The 16,953-nt window shown below is 69.6% G+C and carries 16 protein-coding genes; 9 read left to right on the forward strand and 7 right to left on the reverse strand.

Features of this window, described 5'->3' with window-relative positions:
• The first annotated feature begins 41 nt into the window (after nucleotides 1–41).
• Both glmU and rpiA read left to right on the forward strand, forming a co-directional pair.
• A complete protein-coding gene (gene glmU, locus ACLQ7T_RS01285; RefSeq protein WP_420477762.1) occupies nucleotides 42–1,391 on the forward strand; it encodes a bifunctional UDP-N-acetylglucosamine diphosphorylase/glucosamine-1-phosphate N-acetyltransferase GlmU in 1,350 nt (449 codons plus the stop codon).
• A gap of 77 nt (nucleotides 1,392–1,468) precedes the next feature.
• Entirely contained in the window at nucleotides 1,469–2,152 is a 684-nt protein-coding gene (gene rpiA, locus ACLQ7T_RS01290; RefSeq protein ID WP_420477763.1) for a ribose-5-phosphate isomerase RpiA, read from the forward strand.
• Here the strand turns inward: rpiA and ACLQ7T_RS01295 are convergent.
• On the reverse strand, nucleotides 2,149–3,141 hold the full coding sequence (locus ACLQ7T_RS01295) for a hypothetical protein (protein WP_420477764.1): 993 nt from the start codon (nucleotides 3,139–3,141) through the stop codon (nucleotides 2,149–2,151). The genes rpiA and ACLQ7T_RS01295 overlap by 4 nt on opposite strands.
• A 147-nt stretch (nucleotides 3,142–3,288) precedes the next feature.
• Here ACLQ7T_RS01295 and gor point away from each other — a divergent pair, with 147 nt between their 5' ends.
• Both gor and ACLQ7T_RS01305 read left to right on the forward strand, forming a co-directional pair.
• Nucleotides 3,289–4,686, forward strand: a complete 1,398-nt coding sequence (gor, locus tag ACLQ7T_RS01300; RefSeq protein WP_420477765.1) for a glutathione-disulfide reductase — start codon at nucleotides 3,289–3,291, stop codon at nucleotides 4,684–4,686.
• 215 nt (nucleotides 4,687–4,901) lie between these two features.
• Nucleotides 4,902–6,275, forward strand: a complete 1,374-nt coding sequence (locus ACLQ7T_RS01305; RefSeq protein ID WP_420477766.1) for a class II 3-deoxy-7-phosphoheptulonate synthase — start codon at nucleotides 4,902–4,904, stop codon at nucleotides 6,273–6,275.
• Here ACLQ7T_RS01305 and ACLQ7T_RS01310 read toward each other — a convergent pair.
• Nucleotides 6,238–7,485, reverse strand: a complete 1,248-nt coding sequence (locus ACLQ7T_RS01310) for an FAD-dependent oxidoreductase (RefSeq protein ID WP_420477767.1) — start codon at nucleotides 7,483–7,485, stop codon at nucleotides 6,238–6,240. The two genes, ACLQ7T_RS01305 and ACLQ7T_RS01310, sit on opposite strands and share 38 nt — an antisense overlap.
• A gap of 134 nt (nucleotides 7,486–7,619) precedes the next feature.
• On the opposite strand from ACLQ7T_RS01310, the gene ACLQ7T_RS01315 reads away from it, so the two are divergent.
• The gene (locus tag ACLQ7T_RS01315; RefSeq protein ID WP_420469763.1) at nucleotides 7,620–8,204 is read left to right on the forward strand and encodes a prephenate dehydratase domain-containing protein; all 585 of its coding nucleotides are present in this window, start codon (nucleotides 7,620–7,622) and stop codon (nucleotides 8,202–8,204) included.
• A gap of 269 nt (nucleotides 8,205–8,473) precedes the next feature.
• The gene (locus ACLQ7T_RS01320) at nucleotides 8,474–9,205 is read left to right on the forward strand and encodes a chorismate mutase (RefSeq protein WP_420477768.1); all 732 of its coding nucleotides are present in this window, start codon (nucleotides 8,474–8,476) and stop codon (nucleotides 9,203–9,205) included.
• Here ACLQ7T_RS01320 and ACLQ7T_RS01325 read toward each other — a convergent pair.
• Entirely contained in the window at nucleotides 9,202–9,537 is a 336-nt protein-coding gene (locus ACLQ7T_RS01325) for a hypothetical protein (protein ID WP_420477769.1), read from the reverse strand. The two genes, ACLQ7T_RS01320 and ACLQ7T_RS01325, sit on opposite strands and share 4 nt — an antisense overlap.
• A 2-nt stretch (nucleotides 9,538–9,539) precedes the next feature.
• A complete protein-coding gene (gene panC, locus ACLQ7T_RS01330; RefSeq protein ID WP_420477770.1) occupies nucleotides 9,540–10,394 on the reverse strand; it encodes a pantoate--beta-alanine ligase in 855 nt (284 codons plus the stop codon).
• A 75-nt stretch (nucleotides 10,395–10,469) separates the two neighbouring features.
• Here panC and ACLQ7T_RS01335 point away from each other — a divergent pair, with 75 nt between their 5' ends.
• From ACLQ7T_RS01335 to ACLQ7T_RS01345, 3 genes are all read left to right on the forward strand, one after another.
• Nucleotides 10,470–11,126 (forward strand): SPOR domain-containing protein, encoded by a 657-nt coding sequence (locus tag ACLQ7T_RS01335; RefSeq protein WP_420477771.1) that lies wholly within the window; start codon nucleotides 10,470–10,472, stop codon nucleotides 11,124–11,126.
• Nucleotides 11,127–11,239: 113 nt separating this feature from the next.
• Complete coding sequence (locus tag ACLQ7T_RS01340) at nucleotides 11,240–12,079, forward strand: division plane positioning ATPase MipZ (RefSeq protein ID WP_420477772.1); 840 nt, start codon at nucleotides 11,240–11,242, stop codon at nucleotides 12,077–12,079.
• Nucleotides 12,076–12,495 carry a J domain-containing protein gene (locus tag ACLQ7T_RS01345; RefSeq protein ID WP_420477773.1) on the forward strand — a complete coding sequence of 140 codons (420 nt, stop codon included), beginning with the start codon at nucleotides 12,076–12,078 and terminating at the stop codon, nucleotides 12,493–12,495. The genes ACLQ7T_RS01340 and ACLQ7T_RS01345 overlap by 4 nt, the downstream gene beginning before the upstream one ends.
• A 13-nt stretch (nucleotides 12,496–12,508) precedes the next feature.
• Here ACLQ7T_RS01345 and topA read toward each other — a convergent pair whose 3' ends face one another.
• The 3 genes from topA to plsY all read right to left on the reverse strand — a co-directional run bounded on the left by topA (nucleotide 12,509) and on the right by plsY (nucleotide 16,923).
• Nucleotides 12,509–15,130 carry a type I DNA topoisomerase gene (topA, locus tag ACLQ7T_RS01350; RefSeq protein WP_420477774.1) on the reverse strand — a complete coding sequence of 874 codons (2,622 nt, stop codon included), beginning with the start codon at nucleotides 15,128–15,130 and terminating at the stop codon, nucleotides 12,509–12,511.
• 78 nt (nucleotides 15,131–15,208) lie between these two features.
• Complete coding sequence (gene dprA, locus ACLQ7T_RS01355) at nucleotides 15,209–16,288, reverse strand: DNA-processing protein DprA (RefSeq protein WP_420477775.1); 1,080 nt, start codon at nucleotides 16,286–16,288, stop codon at nucleotides 15,209–15,211.
• Complete coding sequence (plsY, locus tag ACLQ7T_RS01360; RefSeq protein WP_420477799.1) at nucleotides 16,285–16,923, reverse strand: glycerol-3-phosphate 1-O-acyltransferase PlsY; 639 nt, start codon at nucleotides 16,921–16,923, stop codon at nucleotides 16,285–16,287. The genes dprA and plsY overlap by 4 nt, the downstream gene beginning before the upstream one ends.
• Nucleotides 16,924–16,953 lie beyond the last annotated feature (30 nt).

Genomic DNA, 16,953 nt, shown 5'->3' on the forward strand with positions numbered 1-16,953 from the left:
ATGGTCTAAACCGGGGAACTGACTATCGACCGGACCGATTCATGACCACCCAGACCGAAGCCCGCGCCGCCATCATCCTCGCCGCCGGGCAGGGGACGCGGATGAAGTCGCCGCTGCCCAAGGTGCTGCACCCGGTCGGCGGCCGCGCCATGCTGGACCACGCCATCGACGCCGCCGAGGCCCTGGGCTGCGAGCGGATCGTGGTGGTCGTCGGCTCCCACTCGCCGGAAGTCCGCGCCCATGTGGTCAAGCGTCTGGGCGAGGACGCCATCGCCGTGCAGGACCCGCCGTCGGGCACCGGCCACGCCGTGCGCGCCGCCGAGGCCGTGCTGGGTGACTTCAAGGGACAGGTGGTCATCACCTATGGCGATGTGCCCCTGCTGCGCGCGTCGGACATCGAGCCGGTCTTCGGCGAGAGCGAGGGCGTGCGGGTCATCGGCTTCGAGGCCCGCGACCCCGGCGCCTATGGCCGTCTGGTCATGGACGGCGAGACCCTGACCGCCATCACCGAGGCCAAGGAGGCGTCGGCCGAGGTTCTGGCCATCACGACCTGCAACTCGGGCGTCATGGCCGCGCCGATCGGCCTGCTGTTCGAACTGCTGGCCGAGGTGAAGAACGACAACGCCAAGGGCGAATACTATCTGACCGACGTGGTCGAGCTGGCCCGCAAGCGCGGCGCCCCGACCCGCGCCGTCATGGCGGCCGAGGACTCGGTCATGGGCGTGAACGCCCAGGCTGAACTGGCTGTCGCCGAGGCCCTGTTCCAGAAGGTCCAGCGCGAAACCTTCATGGCGGCGGGCGTGACCCTGCCCGCGCCCGAGACCGTCCACTTCAGCTGGGACACCGAAGTCGGCGGCGGCGCGACCATCGAGCCCTATGTCGTCTTCGGCCCCGGCGCGAAGATCGCGGGCGGCGCGCGCATCCGCAGCTTCAGCCACATCGAGGGCGCGACGGTCGCCGGCGGCGCCGAGGTCGGCCCCTACGCCCGCCTGCGTCCGGGCGCCAAGCTGGCCGAGGGGGTGAAGATCGGCAACTTCGTCGAGGTGAAGAACGTCTCGATGGCCGCCGGCGCCAAGGCCAACCATCTGGCCTATCTGGGCGACGGCGAGGTCGGGGCGAAAGCCAACATCGGCGCCGGGACCATCTTCTGTAACTACGACGGCTTCTTCAAACACCGCACCGTGGTGGGCGAGGGGGCCTTCGTCGGCTCGAACAGCGCGCTGGTCGCCCCGGTCACCATCGGCGCGGGCGCCATGGTCGGCTCCGGTTCGGTGATCACCTCGGATGTCGCCCCTGGCGACCTCGGCCTCGCCCGCGCGCCGCAGACCGCGCGAACCGGCTGGGCGACCAAGTTCATGGACATGATGCGGGCGAAGAAGGCGCGGGGGTAGCCGCAAGGCTTTCCCGCGCGGCCCCGGACCGATAAAGCCCGCCTTGTCCGCGCGAATCCCCAGCCAGCGAGCCGTTCATGTCCGATCTCCAGAAGAAGAACGCCGGTGAAGCCGCCGCCCTGCGGGTCGAGGCCGGGATGGTCGTCGGGCTGGGCACGGGCTCGACAGCGGCCTGGTTCGTCAAGGCGCTGGCCGCGCGCAAGCTGGAAGGGCTGCGTTGCGTTCCGACCTCGGAAGCCACCGCCGAACTGGCCCGCGAACTGGGGCTGACCCTGTCGACGCTCGAGGACACGCCGCGCATCGACCTGACCGTCGACGGCGCCGATGAGGTCGGCCCCGGCCTGGCCCTGATCAAGGGCGGCGGCGCGGCGTTGCTTCGCGAGAAGCTGGTGTGGGAGGCCTCGGCCCGCTGCATCTGCATCGCCGACAAGGCCAAGGTCGTGCCGGTGCTGGGCCAGTTCCCCCTGCCGATCGAGGTCGTCGCCTTCGGCCACAAGACGACGGGCAACCGCATCGCCGACGTGCTGATCGACCACGAGATCGACATGCCCGCCCGCGTCCGCATGGCCGAGCGCGGTCTGGTCCGCACCGACGGCGGCAACCTGATCTATGACGCCAAATGCGGCGCCATCCACGATCCGGTCCGTCTGGCCGACGACCTGAAGCTGATCACCGGCGTGGTCGAGCACGGCCTGTTCCTCGACCTCGCCGACGAAGCCATCATCGGCACGGACGACGGCGTCGAGGTGCTGCTGCCCTAGTCGGCCGTTACGGCTGCCGCCTGCTCCGCGCGCAGGCGCTCGTTGGCGGCGCGGATGGAGCGAACGACCTCGGTCGTGCCGGCCCGGACGTTCGCCTGGTGCCGCTCGGCGCCGTACAGCCCTTCGAGATAGGCCTGATCCCAGTCGGTCAGTCCCGCGCTGGACTGCGGGTCGTCGAAGACGTTGAGGATCGAGGCGTAGCTGCTGGCGTCGGCGTCCGGATCGACCTGGGCGAGGGACACCATGGCGATGTAGTCGGCCAGTTGCAGGATCGAGAGGTTGGCGACCTCATCCACATCGACGATGACGATGGTGCGGTTGAGGTTGTCGACGATCTGCGTTCTCAGGTTCGAGGCCGCGAACACGTGGATCGGGGGCGCAGCGCCCATGGCGGAGCCCCTCGCCGCGCTGCAGAAATAGGAGTCGCAGTCGCCCGGCAGTCGGACGGCGCGCGCACCGGTCGCCGAGTCGATGGGCACGGCGACCTGCCACCAGCGCACGGGACGTTCCGTCTCGACGAAGTCGCGCAGAGCCGCAATGCCCCTGTCCATGCCCGCGCCGCCCGGGCGGAAGGCGCTGCGCCGACGCTGGGTCATCTCCCGCGCCGCGGCCGAGCCGTCCGGGGTGGCGACCACCAGAATATTGGGCTCACAGCCCTCGCGTCCCGCCCGCAGTCCGAGGTCCTCCGCCACTGTCGACACCCGGTCGGCGATGTACTCCGCGGCGTCCGCGCGCAGATTGGCGACGCCGACGCAGACGGACCGGTCCCAGCGCGCCAGGTTGCGGTGGCGGTTGGGTAGGGCGACTTCATCGACGTAGCGGGAAATGAGATCGTCGAGGGTTCGCCCCGTCGCGATCACATCTTCCAGTTGGGTGGCCGGCGTCCGCTCCTGCTGAACGGAAGCGGGCGGCGCGGCGAGGGGAGGCGACTGCAGGGGCGACCCGGGATCCGAAGCGATCGCGAGCGCGGCGACGAGGGAGGCGATCATTGGACTGCTCCTGGCTCAAGTGCCGATTTCTCACGGTAGTTGTGTCCGCGGGCCGCCGTCAACAGCGATCGCTGTTCGCCCGGCGTCCCTCTCTTGCCCTTCCAGACCGGAGCCGCCACATCGGCGCGAGGGTTGAAGGGAACCGACATGGCTGACTACGACTACGACCTCTTCGTCATCGGCGCCGGATCGGGCGGGGTGCGCGCGGCGCGACTGACGTCGCTGGGCGGCAAGCGGGTCGCCATCGCGGAGGAGTACCGGGTCGGCGGAACCTGCGTGATCCAGGGCTGCGTGCCGAAGAAGTTCATGGTCATGGCGTCCGAGGTCAGCCACAGCCTGCACATCGCCGAAGGCTATGGCTGGTCGTTCGACAACGCGAAATTCGACTGGCCGACCTTCCTCGAGGCCAAGGACGTCGAGATCGCCCGGCTGTCGGGCATCTACGCCGCCAACCTGGGCAAGGCGGGCGTCGATCTGGTCCACGGCCGCGCGGTGTTCAAGGACGCCCACACCGTCCAGATCCTGAAGAAGGACGGGGCGGTGGATCGCGAGATCACCGCCGACAGGATCCTGATCGCCACCGGCGGCCGCCCCTGGGTCCCGGAGGACCTGCCCGGGATCGAGCACGCGATCACGTCGGAGGAGGCCTTCCACCTGCCGGAGCTGCCGAAGCGCATCCTGATCGCGGGCGGCGGCTATATCGCGGTGGAGTTCGCGGGCATCTTCGCCGGGCTGGGCGTCGAGACGACCCTGATCTATCGCGGCCCCAACATCCTGCGCGGTTTCGACGACGATGTGCGCGCCCACCTGGCCGCCGAGATCGAGAAGCGCGGGATCAAGGTCATCCTGGGCTGCCAGCACGCCTCCATCGAGAAGACCGGAACCGGTCTGGTGAACCACCTCGAGAACGGCATGACCCTCGAGACCGACGTGGTGATGTTCGCCACCGGCCGGGTCCCCTATGTGAAAGGGCTGGGCGTCGAGAAGGCAGGCGTCGAGCTGACGGAGCAGGGGGCGATCAAGGTCGACGGCTTTTCGAAGACCAGCGCCGACAACATCTGGGCCATCGGGGATGTGACCGACCGGATGAACCTGACCCCGGTCGCGATCCGGGAGGCGGTGGCCTTCCATCAGACGGTGTTCCGGGACAATCCGCAGGCCTTTGACTACGAGGCCGTGGCCACCGCCGTGTTCAGCCAGCCGCCGGTCGGGGTCGTCGGACTGACGGAGAGCGAGGCCCGGCATTCCTGTCCGGGCGAGGTGGACATCTACCTGACCCGCTTCCGCCCGATGAAGTACGCCTTCACCGGTTCCGACGAACGGGTGCTGATGAAGCTGGTCGTCGACGCCGAAAGCCAGAAGGTCGTCGGGGTGCACATCGTCGGCCCCGAGGCGCCGGAAATGATCCAGCTGGCCGCCATCGCCGTGAAGGCCGGCCTGACCAAGGCCCAGTGGGACGCCACCTGCGCGGTCCACCCGACCATGGCCGAGGAACTGGTCACCCTGCGCGAGAAGCAGTCGCCGGCGAATATGTCGGCGGGGTGAGCACCGGACGTGAGGGCCCGAACGTGATTAGTGGCTAGTGATTAGTGGATCGCGGCTTCTCGTGCGGATGTCATCCTGGAACAGGTCGGTCCGCAGCCACCCACTAATCACTAGCCACTAACCACTTCACATCCCCGGTGCTTTCCGGGTCACACGGATCATTTCAGCCAACACGCCGCGTTGTCCCGGCCGATTCATCGGCCTATCTTGCCGGGATGACTACGCGCTGGACCCCCGAGAGCTGGAGACAGAAACCCGTCGTGCAGATGCCGACGGACTATCCCGACATGGCCGAGCTGCGCCGTGTCGAGGATGAACTGCGGGCCATGCCGCCGCTCGTCTTCGCGGGCGAGGCGCGGCGGCTGACATCCAAGCTGGCCGAGGTCGAGGCGGGCAACGCCTTCCTGCTGCAGGGCGGCGACTGCGCCGAGAGCTTCAAGGAGTTCTCGACCGACAACATCCGCGACACCTTCCGCCTGATCCTGCAGATGGCCGTGGTCCTGACCTTCGCGGGCCGCAAGCCCGTGGTGAAGGTCGGCCGGATCGCCGGCCAGTTCGCCAAGCCCCGCTCGTCGGGCGTGGAGCAGATCGACGGCGTCGAGCTGCCCAGCTACCGCGGCGACATCATCAACGGCATGGGCTTCACGCCGGAGGAACGGGTTCCCGATCCCCAGCGCCTACTGAAGGCCTACAACCAGTCGGCCTCGACGCTGAACCTGCTGCGCGCCTTCGCCGGCGGCGGCTACGCCGACCTGTACAATATCCACCGCTGGACCCTCGGCTTCGCGGGCGACAACGCCGCCGGCGCCCAGTACCGCGAGCTGGCCGACAAGATCACCGAGGCCCTGGCCTTCATGGAGGCGGTCGGCGTCACCCCGGAAACGCACCCGGACCTGAGCCGCGTCGAGGTCTTCACCTCGCACGAGGCCCTGCTGCTGAACGTCGAGAGCGCCCTGACGCGTCTGGACGGCGGCTCGGGCGAGTGGTTCGACACCTCGGCCCACATGCTGTGGATCGGCGAGCGGACGCGTCAGCTGGACGGCGCCCACGTCGAGTTCATGCGCGGCATCCGCAACCCCATCGGGGTGAAGTGCGGACCGACCATGACGCCGGACGATCTGCTCCCGCTGATCGACGCCCTGAACCCGGACAACACTCCGGGCCGCCTGACCCTGATCGGCCGCTTCGGCTCGGACAAGGTCGGTGATCGCCTGCCCGCGCTCATGAGCGCGGTGAAGGCGGCGGGCAAGCGGGTCATCTGGTCGATCGACCCGATGCACGGCAACACGCTGAAGGCCGGCAACGGCTACAAGACCCGCCCGTTCGAGCGGATCATGACCGAGGTGCGCACCTTCATCGATGTGGCCGAGGCCGAGGGCGTTCACCCCGGCGGCGTGCACCTTGAGATGACCGGTCAGAACGTGACGGAATGCCTGGGCGGGGCGCAGGCCCTGACCGAGGACGACCTGTCCAGCCGCTATCACACCCACTGCGACCCGCGTCTGAACGCGGATCAGGCGCTGGAGCTGGCCTTCCTCGTCGCCGAACGGCTCAAGTCCGGGCGGCAGTCGCGGTCGAAGGCGGCCTGAGGTCCGGAAACAGCGGGGCGACGACGCCGATCGTCGCCTCGGCCTCCTGACGATCGGGCGTTTCGTCCTCGATCCCGTAGCCGTGCATGTCGCCGCGGGTGCTCTGCACGACGATCCCGTCCGGCCGCGAGATCACGGTCACACCGCGGAAATGCAGGCCGTAGTCGACCTCGGGCTGCGGCGCCAGCCAAGCGATCTGACCGCGGACCGGCGTGATCTCTGCATCATTGAACAGGGCGCGGGCCCCGTAGCCCGTGCAGTTGATCACGACCCGCTCGGGCAGGGCCGCCATCTCCGCCGGTGTCCGGAACTCCCGCGTCTCGATCCGCCCGCCGTTCAGCAGGAACTCGGTCTCCAGCCGGCGCGCCAGTTCGGTGACGTTGAACTGAAGTCCGCTGGTCAGCCGGGTCCCGGCCATCGGGAACGGTGAGGCCGAGGCGGGCAGGGGGATGGAGCGGGGGGACACGCCGGTCAGGGGATTGTCGAAGGTGGCGAACTCGACCTCTGGCGCGCCCGGGGCGCTGACGATCGGCGGTCGCGGGCCGGAGGAGGGTTCATCGCCGGAGAGCAGGTATCGGTCGCGGAACGCCACCGGATCGCCCTCCGTCCCCAGATAGGTCTGGTGGATCGCCCAGCTTTCGCGGGCCATCCGCGCCCACTGGTCCGCGAAATCGGCGGGCATGCGGGAGGCGTCGGCGATCCGGCTGTCCGGGGTCCAGGTCCCCGTGGCGCGCATGGAGCGGGTGAAGGCCGGACGATCCTTCGTGTAGATCACCACCCGGGCTCCGAGCCGCTGAAGGGTCAGGGCGGAGGTCAGGCCGAGGGCGCCCGCGCCGACGACCGCGATCGCGGGCGTCCCGCCGGCCTCGCCGGCCAGGGCCATGGCCTTTCGTCCCGCGATGCCGCTGGATCCCCAGGACAGCGACCAGCCGCTGCCGCCATGCCCGTAGTTGTGCACGATGTGGGTCCCGCCGATCCGCTCGACGTCGAGACGGGGTCCGGATGCGCGGAAGGCGCGGGTGCAGACGGTGATGCGGATGATCCGGTTCGGCAGCATCACAATCGGCGCGATCCGGCGTGGCGCGAACCCGGTCTCAAGGCCGGCGACGGGTCTCGCCGGGGTGGCGCAGGCGGACAGGGCGCCGGCGAACCCGAGACCGCCCAGTCCCGTCAACAGGCGGCGACGGCTCGGCGGGACGGGAAGGGACATCGGACGCCTCGACCGGAAAAGGACCGAAGAAACCCTAGCTTGGCCGTCTTTCAGCCGCCAGCGCGGACCACCACATCCGGGCTTGTCGAGTCGTCGCTGACGGCTCAAATTCCCGTCAGATTCAGGACGACGCCATGGCCGAACAGATCGGACGCCCCGAAACCGACACCGCCCCGGGCCGCTGCGGCTATCAGGGGGCGCCCGGCGCCTTCAGCCATGAGGCCTGCCTGGACCTGCGTCCGTGGGACGAGGCGGTGGCCTATGAGACCTTCGCCGAGGTGCTCGATGCGCTGAAGGCCGGTGAAATCGGGGCGGCCCTGATCCCGGTCGAGAACTCGACCATCGGCCGGGTCGAGCCTGCCGCGACCCTGATCGAGCAATCGACCCTGACCGTGGTGTCGGAGGCCTGGCGTCCGATCCGGCTGGCCCTGATGGCGCCGCACGGGGCGAGCCTGCGGACGGTGAAGACGGCCGAGAGCCACCCGGTCGCCCTGCGCCAGTGTCCGGCCTCGCTGGCGGCGCTGGGCGTGACGGCGGTCGAGGCCTTCGACACCGCCGGGGCCGCCCGCGCCGTGGCGGAGGCCGGCGATCACAGCCGGGCCGCCGTCGCTCCCGCGCGCGCGGCCGAGGTCTATGACCTGTCGATTTTGCGCAACGACATTCAGGATTCCAGCGACAACCGCACACGTTTCGTCCTGTTGAGCGCCGGAATCGCTTGACCGCGCACGATTGTTGCGGCTTTTGACGCTCATGGTCCACTCGCAAGCCATTGCTGCGACGTCTTTCGCCCGCTTCACCGCGGCCGCGGACCTGTATTTCTACGGCTTTCGATACGCCGGCTGAGGCGTCAGGCGCTGCGTCCTGACGGCCTCGCCGGCGACCGTCCCGCCAGGGGCGGCGGCCCGCAAAAGCTTCATGCCGTACTGAAATCGAAAGTCTTCTCCCCGTGTCCCAATCCGCTTCCCTCCAACAGGTCTGGCCGTCCTCGATGACCGATCCCGCCGACCTGTCCCCTGAACACATGGCCCTGGCCGCCCTGCGTCATGAGATCGATCTGATCGACGACGAGCTGCTGGCGCTGTTCGAGCGCCGCCTCGCCATCGCCGCCCGGGTCGGCAAGGCCAAGGACGCCCCCGCCGGTCCCCACGTGAAGCTGCGTCCGGACCGCGAGAAGATGGTGCTGGATCGTCTGATCGCCGACGCTGCGCCGGAGAACCGGGAAGCCGTTGAAAGCCTGTGGCGTCAGATTGTCGGCTGGGGTCTGGCCCGTCAGGGCCGGATGCAGGTGCAGGTCTGGTCGCCGATCGAGCCGACCCGCGCCTTCGACGGCGCCCGCCTGCGCTTCGGCGCCGCCGCCGACATGCGCGCCGTCCGCGATCCGCAGGCCGCGCTGAAGTGGGCCGCCGAGGGCCACGGCGTCGCCGTCCTGGCCATCAACACCGAGGACGCCTGGTGGACGGGCCTGCGTCGCGAGTGGACCGGTCTCAGCGTCTTCGACGGCTTCGGCGGCGACATCCCGACTGCCCTGGCCGTCGGCAAGATCGATCCGGCCGCCCTCCCGAACGGCCGCCGCGTGATCGTCGATGTCGGCGGCGATGCGGGCGACGGCGGCGGCATCCGCCGTCAGGGCCTCGCTACCCACCACGGCTGGACCCTGTCCCTGACCGACGCCAAGGTCAGCGTCGGCGGCGCGGAAGGCTGCGTGGGGGCGGTCGGTTAACGCCTCAGCAGTGTTGCGTCGCCGAGGTCGATCACCCTGAACGGAGCGACGGCTTCCGCGAAACCCGCCTCGGGTCGATAGCCCGGGACCATGACCTCGGTGAGGTCAGGGTGGTGGTCGAGCAAAGTGCCCCAAAGACCGATCAGGACCTCGGCGTCGGACCACCCTTCGGCACGTTTGAAGACGGCGCTGTTGGTGTCGCGCCCGCCTTCGGCCCACAACCGTTCGGCCAGATCCCGATTGGCGGGGGAGGAGACAAGCCAGAAGGCTTCGCCCGTCGGGATGCTTCCCGTATCACCGAACCCTTCCTCCAGGGCGATCGTGACTCGCATGATCAGACCGCCATATTATCGATCAGCCGCGTCCGCCCGATCTTCGCCGCCGCGAGGATTCGGGCGGGGCCGTCCAGAGCGCCCTTGATCACCGACAGGTCGTCTGCCCGGCGGATGGCGACATAGTCCACGCTGTCGAAGCCCGCGGCCTTCAGCGCGCCTTCGGCCCACTGTTCAGCCGCCACGACCGAACCGTCCCGCGCCCTGATCCCGGCCTCGGCCAGCACGCCGTTCAGCTTGCGGGCGATCTCCAGCTCCGCCTCGGACAGGTAGGCGTTGCGGCTGGACAGGGCCAGGCCGTGGCCGTCGCGGGCGGTGGGCAGGCCGACGATCTCGACCGGCATGTCGAGGTCCCGCACCATGCGGCGCACCACCATCAGTTGCTGCCAGTCCTTCTCGCCGAAGACGGCGATGTCCGGCTGGACCTGATGCAGCAGCTTGGACACCACCAGCGCCACCCCGCCGAACATCTGCGGGCGGAAGGCGCCTTCCAGCCCCTCGGCGGGCGCGCCGACGTTGATCGTGGTGGTCACCGCGTCCGGATACATCTCCGCCACCGCAGGCGCATACAGCAGGTCACAGCCCGCGCCCGCCAGCAGCTCGGCGTCGCGGCCCTCCTGCCGGGGATAGGCGTCCAGATCCTCGGTCGGGGCGAACTGGGTCGGGTTGACGAAGACGCTGGCGATCACCTTGTCCGCGCGCCGTCCGGCCTCGCGCACCAGCGACAGGTGGCCGTCGTGCAACGCGCCCATGGTCGGAACGAAGCCGACAGTGAACCCCTGACGCTTCCAGCCGCTTACGGTCTCGCGGAGGTCGGCGATGGTGCGGACGACGGGCAGGGCGGAGGCGTCTGGCATGGTGAATGGATTAACCTTGCGCGTTAGGCGTGTCTGTGAACCGTGCGGCAAAACCTGCCGGGTAAGGTGTGGCTTATGACGCCGAGCCTCCTGATCCGTCCAGTGCTGGCCTTGTTCCTGACCGCGGGCGTCAGCGCCTGCGGCATGGTCGACAGCGATCCGCATCGTTTTGAAACCATGGCGCGCCAGCTGGCCTCCGTGCCGCTGGACGGCGGGGAGCGCGCCGCGCCGGCTCCGGGCCCGGCCCAGGCCGCCCCGCGCCCGAGCCGCGAAAGCACCCTGCGCAAGGCCTTGACCGTCGAGGTCATGGAAGATGTCGAACTCTGGGACGCCCGCTACGGGGTGATGGGCGATCCGGGTCCGGTTGTGGTCGAGGCTGTCGCCGAGGCCGTGGCCGAGCCCGTGCGCGCCCGTCTTCAGCCCGCGATCGACCGCTCCACCCTGCGCCAGCCGGATCTGACCCGCACCGCGACGGCGCCCGCGCCGCGCCGCAGCGGCGGTCTGGTTCAGCTGGGCGCCTTCTCCAGCGAGCAATCCGCCCGCGCGGCCTGGACCCGCCTCAGGGCCGGCGGCGCCGGCTGGGCGCTGGATGGTCTGACGCCGACGTTCGAGGCCGTCTCGGTCAACGGCCGCGATCTGGTTCGCCTGAAGGTGCGCGCCCCGGCCGCCGGCGCCGCCGCCCTGTGCGCCGCCGCGGGGATCGACGATCCCTGGTGCCGCCGCTCGGCATGAGGCCGCATCCACAGCCCTGATCCCGGGGTTCGTTGACGGAGGCTCACGGCGAGCCAATTCTCCCGGTTCAGGGGCTGCGCGTGAGTCGGCGGCCGTTTCGGGATTGAACCTCCATGACTGACCCCACGGTCATCGTCGTCGGCAATGAAAAGGGCGGGGCGGGCAAATCGACCCTGGCCATTCATATCGTCGCCGGCCTGCTCCACGCCGGAAAGCGTGTGGCCATCATCGACCTGGACCTGCGCCAGCGCTCGCTCAGCCGGTTCTTCGCCAACCGCACCGCCTGGGCCGCCGCGAACGGCCAGAGCCTGCCGATGCCGACCGAGCCCGACATGGGCGACGGCAAGGCGCTCGCCCGGGCCGAGGAGACCGAGCAACTGGCCCGCTTCGAGGCCGCCTTCGCCGAGGCGCGGGCGACGGCGGAGGTCATCCTGATCGACACACCGGGCGGCGACACGGCCCTGTCGCGCACCGCCCACGGGCTGGCGGACCAGATCGTCACGCCGATGAACGACAGCTTCGTCGACTTCGACCTGCTGGGCCAGGTCGACCCGGTCACGCTCGATCTGCTCAAGCCCTCCATCTATTCGGAAAGCGTCTGGGAAGCCCGCAAGCATCGGGCGATCACCCAGGGCCGTAACGCGACCATCGACTGGATCGTGGTCACCAACCGCCTCGCCGTGGCCGAGGCCCGCAACCGCCGTCGCCTCGAGGAGCGGATGGAGAAGCTGGCCAAGCGGGTCGGCTTCCGCATGGGGCCGGGCCTGCGGGACCGGGTCATCTATCGCGAGCTCTTCCCCTTCGGCCTGACCGTGGCCGACCTGTCGACCGAGGTGCGCCCGGTCGCGGTCTCCCTGGCCCACGTCGCGGCCCGTCAGGAGCTGCGCAACCTGATGCAGGCGCTCGGCCTTGAGGGCGGGCTGCTCGACAGTCCGCTCGACGCCGCGGCTTGAGCCCGCTCTGGCTGGTCCTGGCGGCCATCGCCGTCTGGGCCCTGATCCGGCTCGGGCGGCAGGGCGAACGCGCCGGGCGCGGCCACTGGCGGGTCACCGCCACCCTGTTCAGCGCCGTCATGATCGCCGGTGGCGTGCTGGCGCTTAGCCGGGGCTCCTGGATGTTCGGCGGCGGTCTGGTCGCGGCGGGTCTGTGGCTGACCGTGGCGTCGCGCCTGCGCCCGGTGGCGCCGCGCGCGGAAGGCATGAGCGACAGCGAGGCCCGCGCCATTCTGGGCGTGTCCGCTGACGCCAGCCGGGCCCAGATCAACGCCGCCTGGAAAAGGGTCATGGCCCGCGCCCACCCCGACCAGGGCGGCACCGCGGGGCTGGCCGCGCGGGTCAACGCCGCGCGGGATCACCTGCTGAAGCGGTAGGACGGGCGGAGGACTAATCCTCCGCCTTCGCCTTCGTCTTCGCCGGAGCCTTCCTGGCGGCCGGCTTTTTCGTCGCGGCCTTCTTCGGCGCGGCAGCCTTCTTCGGGGCCGCCTTCTTCTTCGCCGCCGGCGCCTTGGCCGCGCGCTCGGCCAGCAGCGGGATCGCCGCTTCCAGCGTCATGTCTTCCGGCGCCGTGCCCTTCGGAAGGGTGGCGTTGACCTTGCCCCATTTCACATAGGGGCCGAAGCGGCCGGCCATGACCTGAACGGGCGCCTTGTCCTCTGGGTGTTCGCCCAGTTCCTTGAGTGGGGCGGTGGCCGCCCCGCGGCCCGGACGTCCGGCGCGCTTCTCGGCCAGCAGGGCCACGGCGCGGTTCAGACCGACCTCAAAAACCTCTTCGATGTCAGAGACATTCGCGTAAGTCCCCGCGTGAAGCACGAAGGGCCCGTAGCGGCCCAGACCGGCGGTGATCATCTTGCCGTCTTCCGGGTGGACGCCCACCTCGCGCGGCAGGGCCAGCAGGCGCAGGGCCTGGTCCAGCTCCAGCGACGCCGGGCTCCAGCCCTTGGGCAGGGACGAGCGTTTCGGCTTGTCCGCGTCCAGCGGCATGGTCTCCACATAGGGACCGAAGCGGCCGATCTTCAGCTCGACCGGCTGGCCCGTGGCCGGGTCCGTGCCGAGCGTGCGATCGCCGCCGTCCGCCCCGCCGCCGTCGGCGTCCGGGGCCGCGACCGGGCGGGTGTATTTGCAGTCCGGATAGCGCGAGCAGCCGATGAAGGCGCCGAACCGGCTGGTCTTCAGGCTGAGCTGGCCCTGATGGCACAGCGGGCATTCGCGCGGGTCCGACCCGTCTTCCTTCATCGGGAAGATGTGCGGCCCGAGCGACTCGTTCAGCGCGTCGAGGATGGCCGTGGTGCGCAGTTCGCCCGCAGCCGAGGTGGCCGCGTGGAAGTCGGTCCAGAAGTCGCGCAGCAGCACCTTCCAGTTCAGTTCGCCGGCCGACACCTCGTCGAGGCGGGTCTCCAGCGCGGCGGTGAAATCGTACTCCACCCATTTGCGGAAGAACTGCTCCAGGAAGGCGGTGACCAGCCTGCCCTTGTCCTCTGGATAGAAGCGGTTCTTGTCGACGCGAACGTATTCGCGGTCGCGCAGGGTCGTCAGGATCGAGGCGTAGGTCGACGGGCGGCCGATGCCCAGCTCTTCCAGCTTCTTGACCAGGGTCGCTTCGGAGTAGCGCGGGGGCGGTTCGGTGAAGTGCTGCTCGGTGCGGATGGCCTCGACCCTGGCGGTCGCGCCTTCCTTCAGTGCGGGCAGGCGGGTGGTGTCGTCCTCGTCGTCCTCGCCGGTCTTCTGCTTCTCGTCGCGGCCCTCTTCATAGACGGCCATGAAGCCGTCGAAGGTCACCACCTGACCGGTGGCGCGCAGGGCGGTCTGGCCGCCCGGCTCCTCGATCTCGACCGTCGTGCGGTCCAGCTTGGCGGACTCCATCTGGCTGGCGATGGTGCGCTTCCAGATCAGTTCATAGAGCCGCTGCAGATCGCTTTCGAGACGCAGGGTCTCGGGCGCGCGGGTCATGTTGGTCGGACGAATGGCTTCGTGCGCTTCCTGAGCGTTCTTGGCCTTCGTCTTGTAATATTTGGGTTGTTCCGGAACGTAGGCCGGCCCGTAGCGCTGGGCGATGACCTCCCGCGCCTGGGCGATGCCCTCGGGGCTGACGTACAGGCCGTCGGTCCGCATATAGGTGATCAGGCCGCCCTGATCGTCCACGCCCTCATACAGCTTCTGCGCCGCCTGCATGGTGCGCTGGGCGGTGAAGCCCAGCTTGCGCGAGGCTTCCTGCTGCAGGGTCGAGGTCATGAAGGGCGGGCTGGGCGAACGCCGCACCGGCTTCTTCTCGACGGAGTTGATCGTGAACACCCCGGCGTTGATGGCGTCGCGGGCGGCCGTCGCCATGGCTTCCGAGATGATGTCCAGACGCTGCACCCGCTTGCCGGCGTGCTTGACCAGACGGGCGGTGAAGGGCGGGCTGTCGGCGGCCAGATCGGCCTCGACCGACCAGTATTCCTGCGCCTTGAACTTCTCGATCTCCATCTCGCGATCGACGACGATGCGAAGGGCGACCGACTGCACCCGACCGGCCGAGCGCGCGCCCGGCAGCTTGCGCCACAGCACCGGCGACAGGGTGAAGCCCACCAGATAGTCGAGGGCGCGACGGGCCAGATAGGCCTCGACCAGCTCCATATCCACGTCGCGCGGGGCGGCCATGGCTTCCAGAACAGCGGACTTGGTGATGGCGTTGAAGGTGACGCGCTGGACCTGGGTGTCCTTCAGCGCCTTCTTCTTCTGCAGCACCTCGAGCAGGTGCCAGCTGATCGCTTCCCCTTCGCGATCCGGGTCGGTCGCGAGGATGACGCGGTCGGACTTCTTCGCGATCTCGGCGATCTCGCTCAGGCGCTTGGACGCCTTGGCGTCAACCTCCCAGGTCATGGCGAAGTCGTCGTCGGGCAGAACCGATCCGTCCTTCGACGGCAGGTCGCGGACGTGACCGTAGGAGGCCAGGACCGTGTAGTCCGAACCGAGGTACTTATTGATGGTCTTGGCCTTCGCGGGGCTTTCGACGACGACGAGATTCATAGGGGGAGGCGCCTTTCGGAGGGGCGGGAACGTGGTTGGCGCAAGCCGCGCTGTCAATCGGGAGGCGAACAAACGGGTCTAAAGGGACGCCATTCCGCCTGGCAGAAGTGTCGCACGGCCGGACAGGCTGAGCTCCAGCAGGGCTGCGGCGACGGCGCCGATCGGCGCATTCGCGGCGCGGGCCAGTTCGTCACGCGGGGTAGGGACGGGGGAGAGCAGGGCGGCGACCCGCTCGATCAGGGCGTCGTCCAGGGCGTCGGGTGCGCCTTCGAACGGATTGTCGGGCGGCGGCTCGCGCACCGCCCGCGCCCGACCGAACTCGCGTTCAATGTCGTCCAGCCCCTCGCACAGGATGGCGCCCTGCCGCAGAAGTTCGTTCGGCCCGCGGGCGCGCGGATCCAGCGGCGAGCCCGGCACGGCGAAGACGTCGCGGCCCTGTTCGGCGGCCAGCCGGGCGGTGATCAGCGAGCCGGAGCGGATTTCGGCCTCCACCACAACCACGCCGCGCGACAGGCCGGAGATGATCCGGTTGCGACGGGGAAAGTCCTTCGCCTGCGCCCGGTGACCGACGGGGCTTTCGGAAACGATGCAGCCCTGTCCGACGATCTGCGCATAGAGGTCGGCATTGTCGGGCGGATAGACGTCGTCCACTCCGCCGCCCAGCACCGCCACCGTGCCGGTCGGCAGGGCTCCCGTATGGGCGGCGCCGTCGATGCCGCGGGCCAGCCCCGACACCACCACATGACCGGCCTCGCCCAGTTGCTGCGCGAGCCCGCGGGCGATGCGCTGTCCGCCCGCCGAGGCGATGCGCGCGCCGACAATGGCGATGCAGGGCCGGGCCGTCAGGGCGACGTCGCCCCGCGCCCACAGCACCGGCGGCGGCGGATCGACGGCGGCCAGAAGCTCCGGATAGTCCGCGTCGCCCAGCACGATCCATTGCGCGCCGATCCGGTCGCCGGCGGCGATCTCGTCCTCAATGCGGTCGGTGGAGGGCAGGGCGTAGTCCCCGCCACCCTTGCGGATCAGGTCGGGCAGGGCGTCGACGGCGCGCCCGGCGCTGCCGAAACGGTCCAGCAGCTGGCGGAAGGCGACGGGGCCGATGCGGTCTGTGCGGGCGAGCCGCAGGCGGGCGAAACGCTCGGCCCGCGTCAGGCTCACGCCTTCTTCGCGCCGATCCGGGGCTCGGCCCCCTTGAGGAGGCGGCCGATGTTTTCCGCATGCCGGATCCAGATCAGCAGGGCGGTGAAGATCGCCAGGATGAGGATCGGCGTCGGGGCGGGCAGGCCCAGCGCCGCCAGGGGCAGCAGGGCGTAGGCCGGCGCGGCCGCCGAGGAGACCAGGGCCGACAGGGACGAAATCCGGAACAGGGCTGCGACCACAAGCCAGGTCACGCCCGCCAGCAGGCCCAGGGGCCAGGCGGCGGCCAGCAGCAGGCCGAAGAAGGTCGCCACGCCCTTGCCGCCCTTGAACTTCAGCCAGACGGGGAAGAGATGGCCGAGGAAGGCCGCGCCGCCTGCGACGGCGCCGGCCAGCTCGGACCCGAAGAGGAGGCGCGCGATCAGCAGCGCCGCTGCGCCCTTTCCGGCGTCCAGCAGCAGGGTGGCGAGAGCCAGATCCTTGCGGCCGGTGCGCAGGACGTTGGTCGCCCCGATATTGCCCGAGCCGATATTGCGCACGTCGCCGGCGCCGGCGGCGCGCGTCAGGACCACGCCGAAGGGGACGGAGCCCAGCAGGTAGCCGCCGACCGCCACGAGGGCGAGCGTCCCGAGGGCGGGCCCGACCAGATCCTGCACTTCAATCCCCCAATACAGCCAATGCGTGTG

This window comes from Brevundimonas sediminis, assembly GCF_048799765.1.
Lineage (GTDB): Bacteria > Pseudomonadota > Alphaproteobacteria > Caulobacterales > Caulobacteraceae > Brevundimonas.

What these genes read in the sequence shown, in the direction of transcription:
- ACLQ7T_RS01315 (WP_420469763.1), top strand. Translation starts at nt 7,620, where the DNA reads ATGGCCGAACAGATCGGACGCCCCGAAACCGACACCGCCCCGGGCCGC.
- topA (WP_420477774.1), bottom strand. Translation starts at nt 15,130, where the DNA reads ATGAATCTCGTCGTCGTCGAAAGCCCCGCGAAGGCCAAGACCATCAAT.
- ACLQ7T_RS01310 (WP_420477767.1), bottom strand. Translation starts at nt 7,485, where the DNA reads ATGTCCCTTCCCGTCCCGCCGAGCCGTCGCCGCCTGTTGACGGGACTG.
- ACLQ7T_RS01305 (WP_420477766.1), top strand. Translation starts at nt 4,902, where the DNA reads ATGACTACGCGCTGGACCCCCGAGAGCTGGAGACAGAAACCCGTCGTG.
- ACLQ7T_RS01335 (WP_420477771.1), top strand. Translation starts at nt 10,470, where the DNA reads ATGACGCCGAGCCTCCTGATCCGTCCAGTGCTGGCCTTGTTCCTGACC.
- ACLQ7T_RS01340 (WP_420477772.1), top strand. Translation starts at nt 11,240, where the DNA reads ATGACTGACCCCACGGTCATCGTCGTCGGCAATGAAAAGGGCGGGGCG.
- panC (WP_420477770.1), bottom strand. Translation starts at nt 10,394, where the DNA reads ATGCCAGACGCCTCCGCCCTGCCCGTCGTCCGCACCATCGCCGACCTC.
- gor (WP_420477765.1), top strand. Translation starts at nt 3,289, where the DNA reads ATGGCTGACTACGACTACGACCTCTTCGTCATCGGCGCCGGATCGGGC.
- ACLQ7T_RS01320 (WP_420477768.1), top strand. Translation starts at nt 8,474, where the DNA reads ATGACCGATCCCGCCGACCTGTCCCCTGAACACATGGCCCTGGCCGCC.
- ACLQ7T_RS01325 (WP_420477769.1), bottom strand. Translation starts at nt 9,537, where the DNA reads ATGCGAGTCACGATCGCCCTGGAGGAAGGGTTCGGTGATACGGGAAGC.
- ACLQ7T_RS01295 (WP_420477764.1), bottom strand. Translation starts at nt 3,141, where the DNA reads ATGATCGCCTCCCTCGTCGCCGCGCTCGCGATCGCTTCGGATCCCGGG.
- glmU (WP_420477762.1), top strand. Translation starts at nt 42, where the DNA reads ATGACCACCCAGACCGAAGCCCGCGCCGCCATCATCCTCGCCGCCGGG.
- rpiA (WP_420477763.1), top strand. Translation starts at nt 1,469, where the DNA reads ATGTCCGATCTCCAGAAGAAGAACGCCGGTGAAGCCGCCGCCCTGCGG.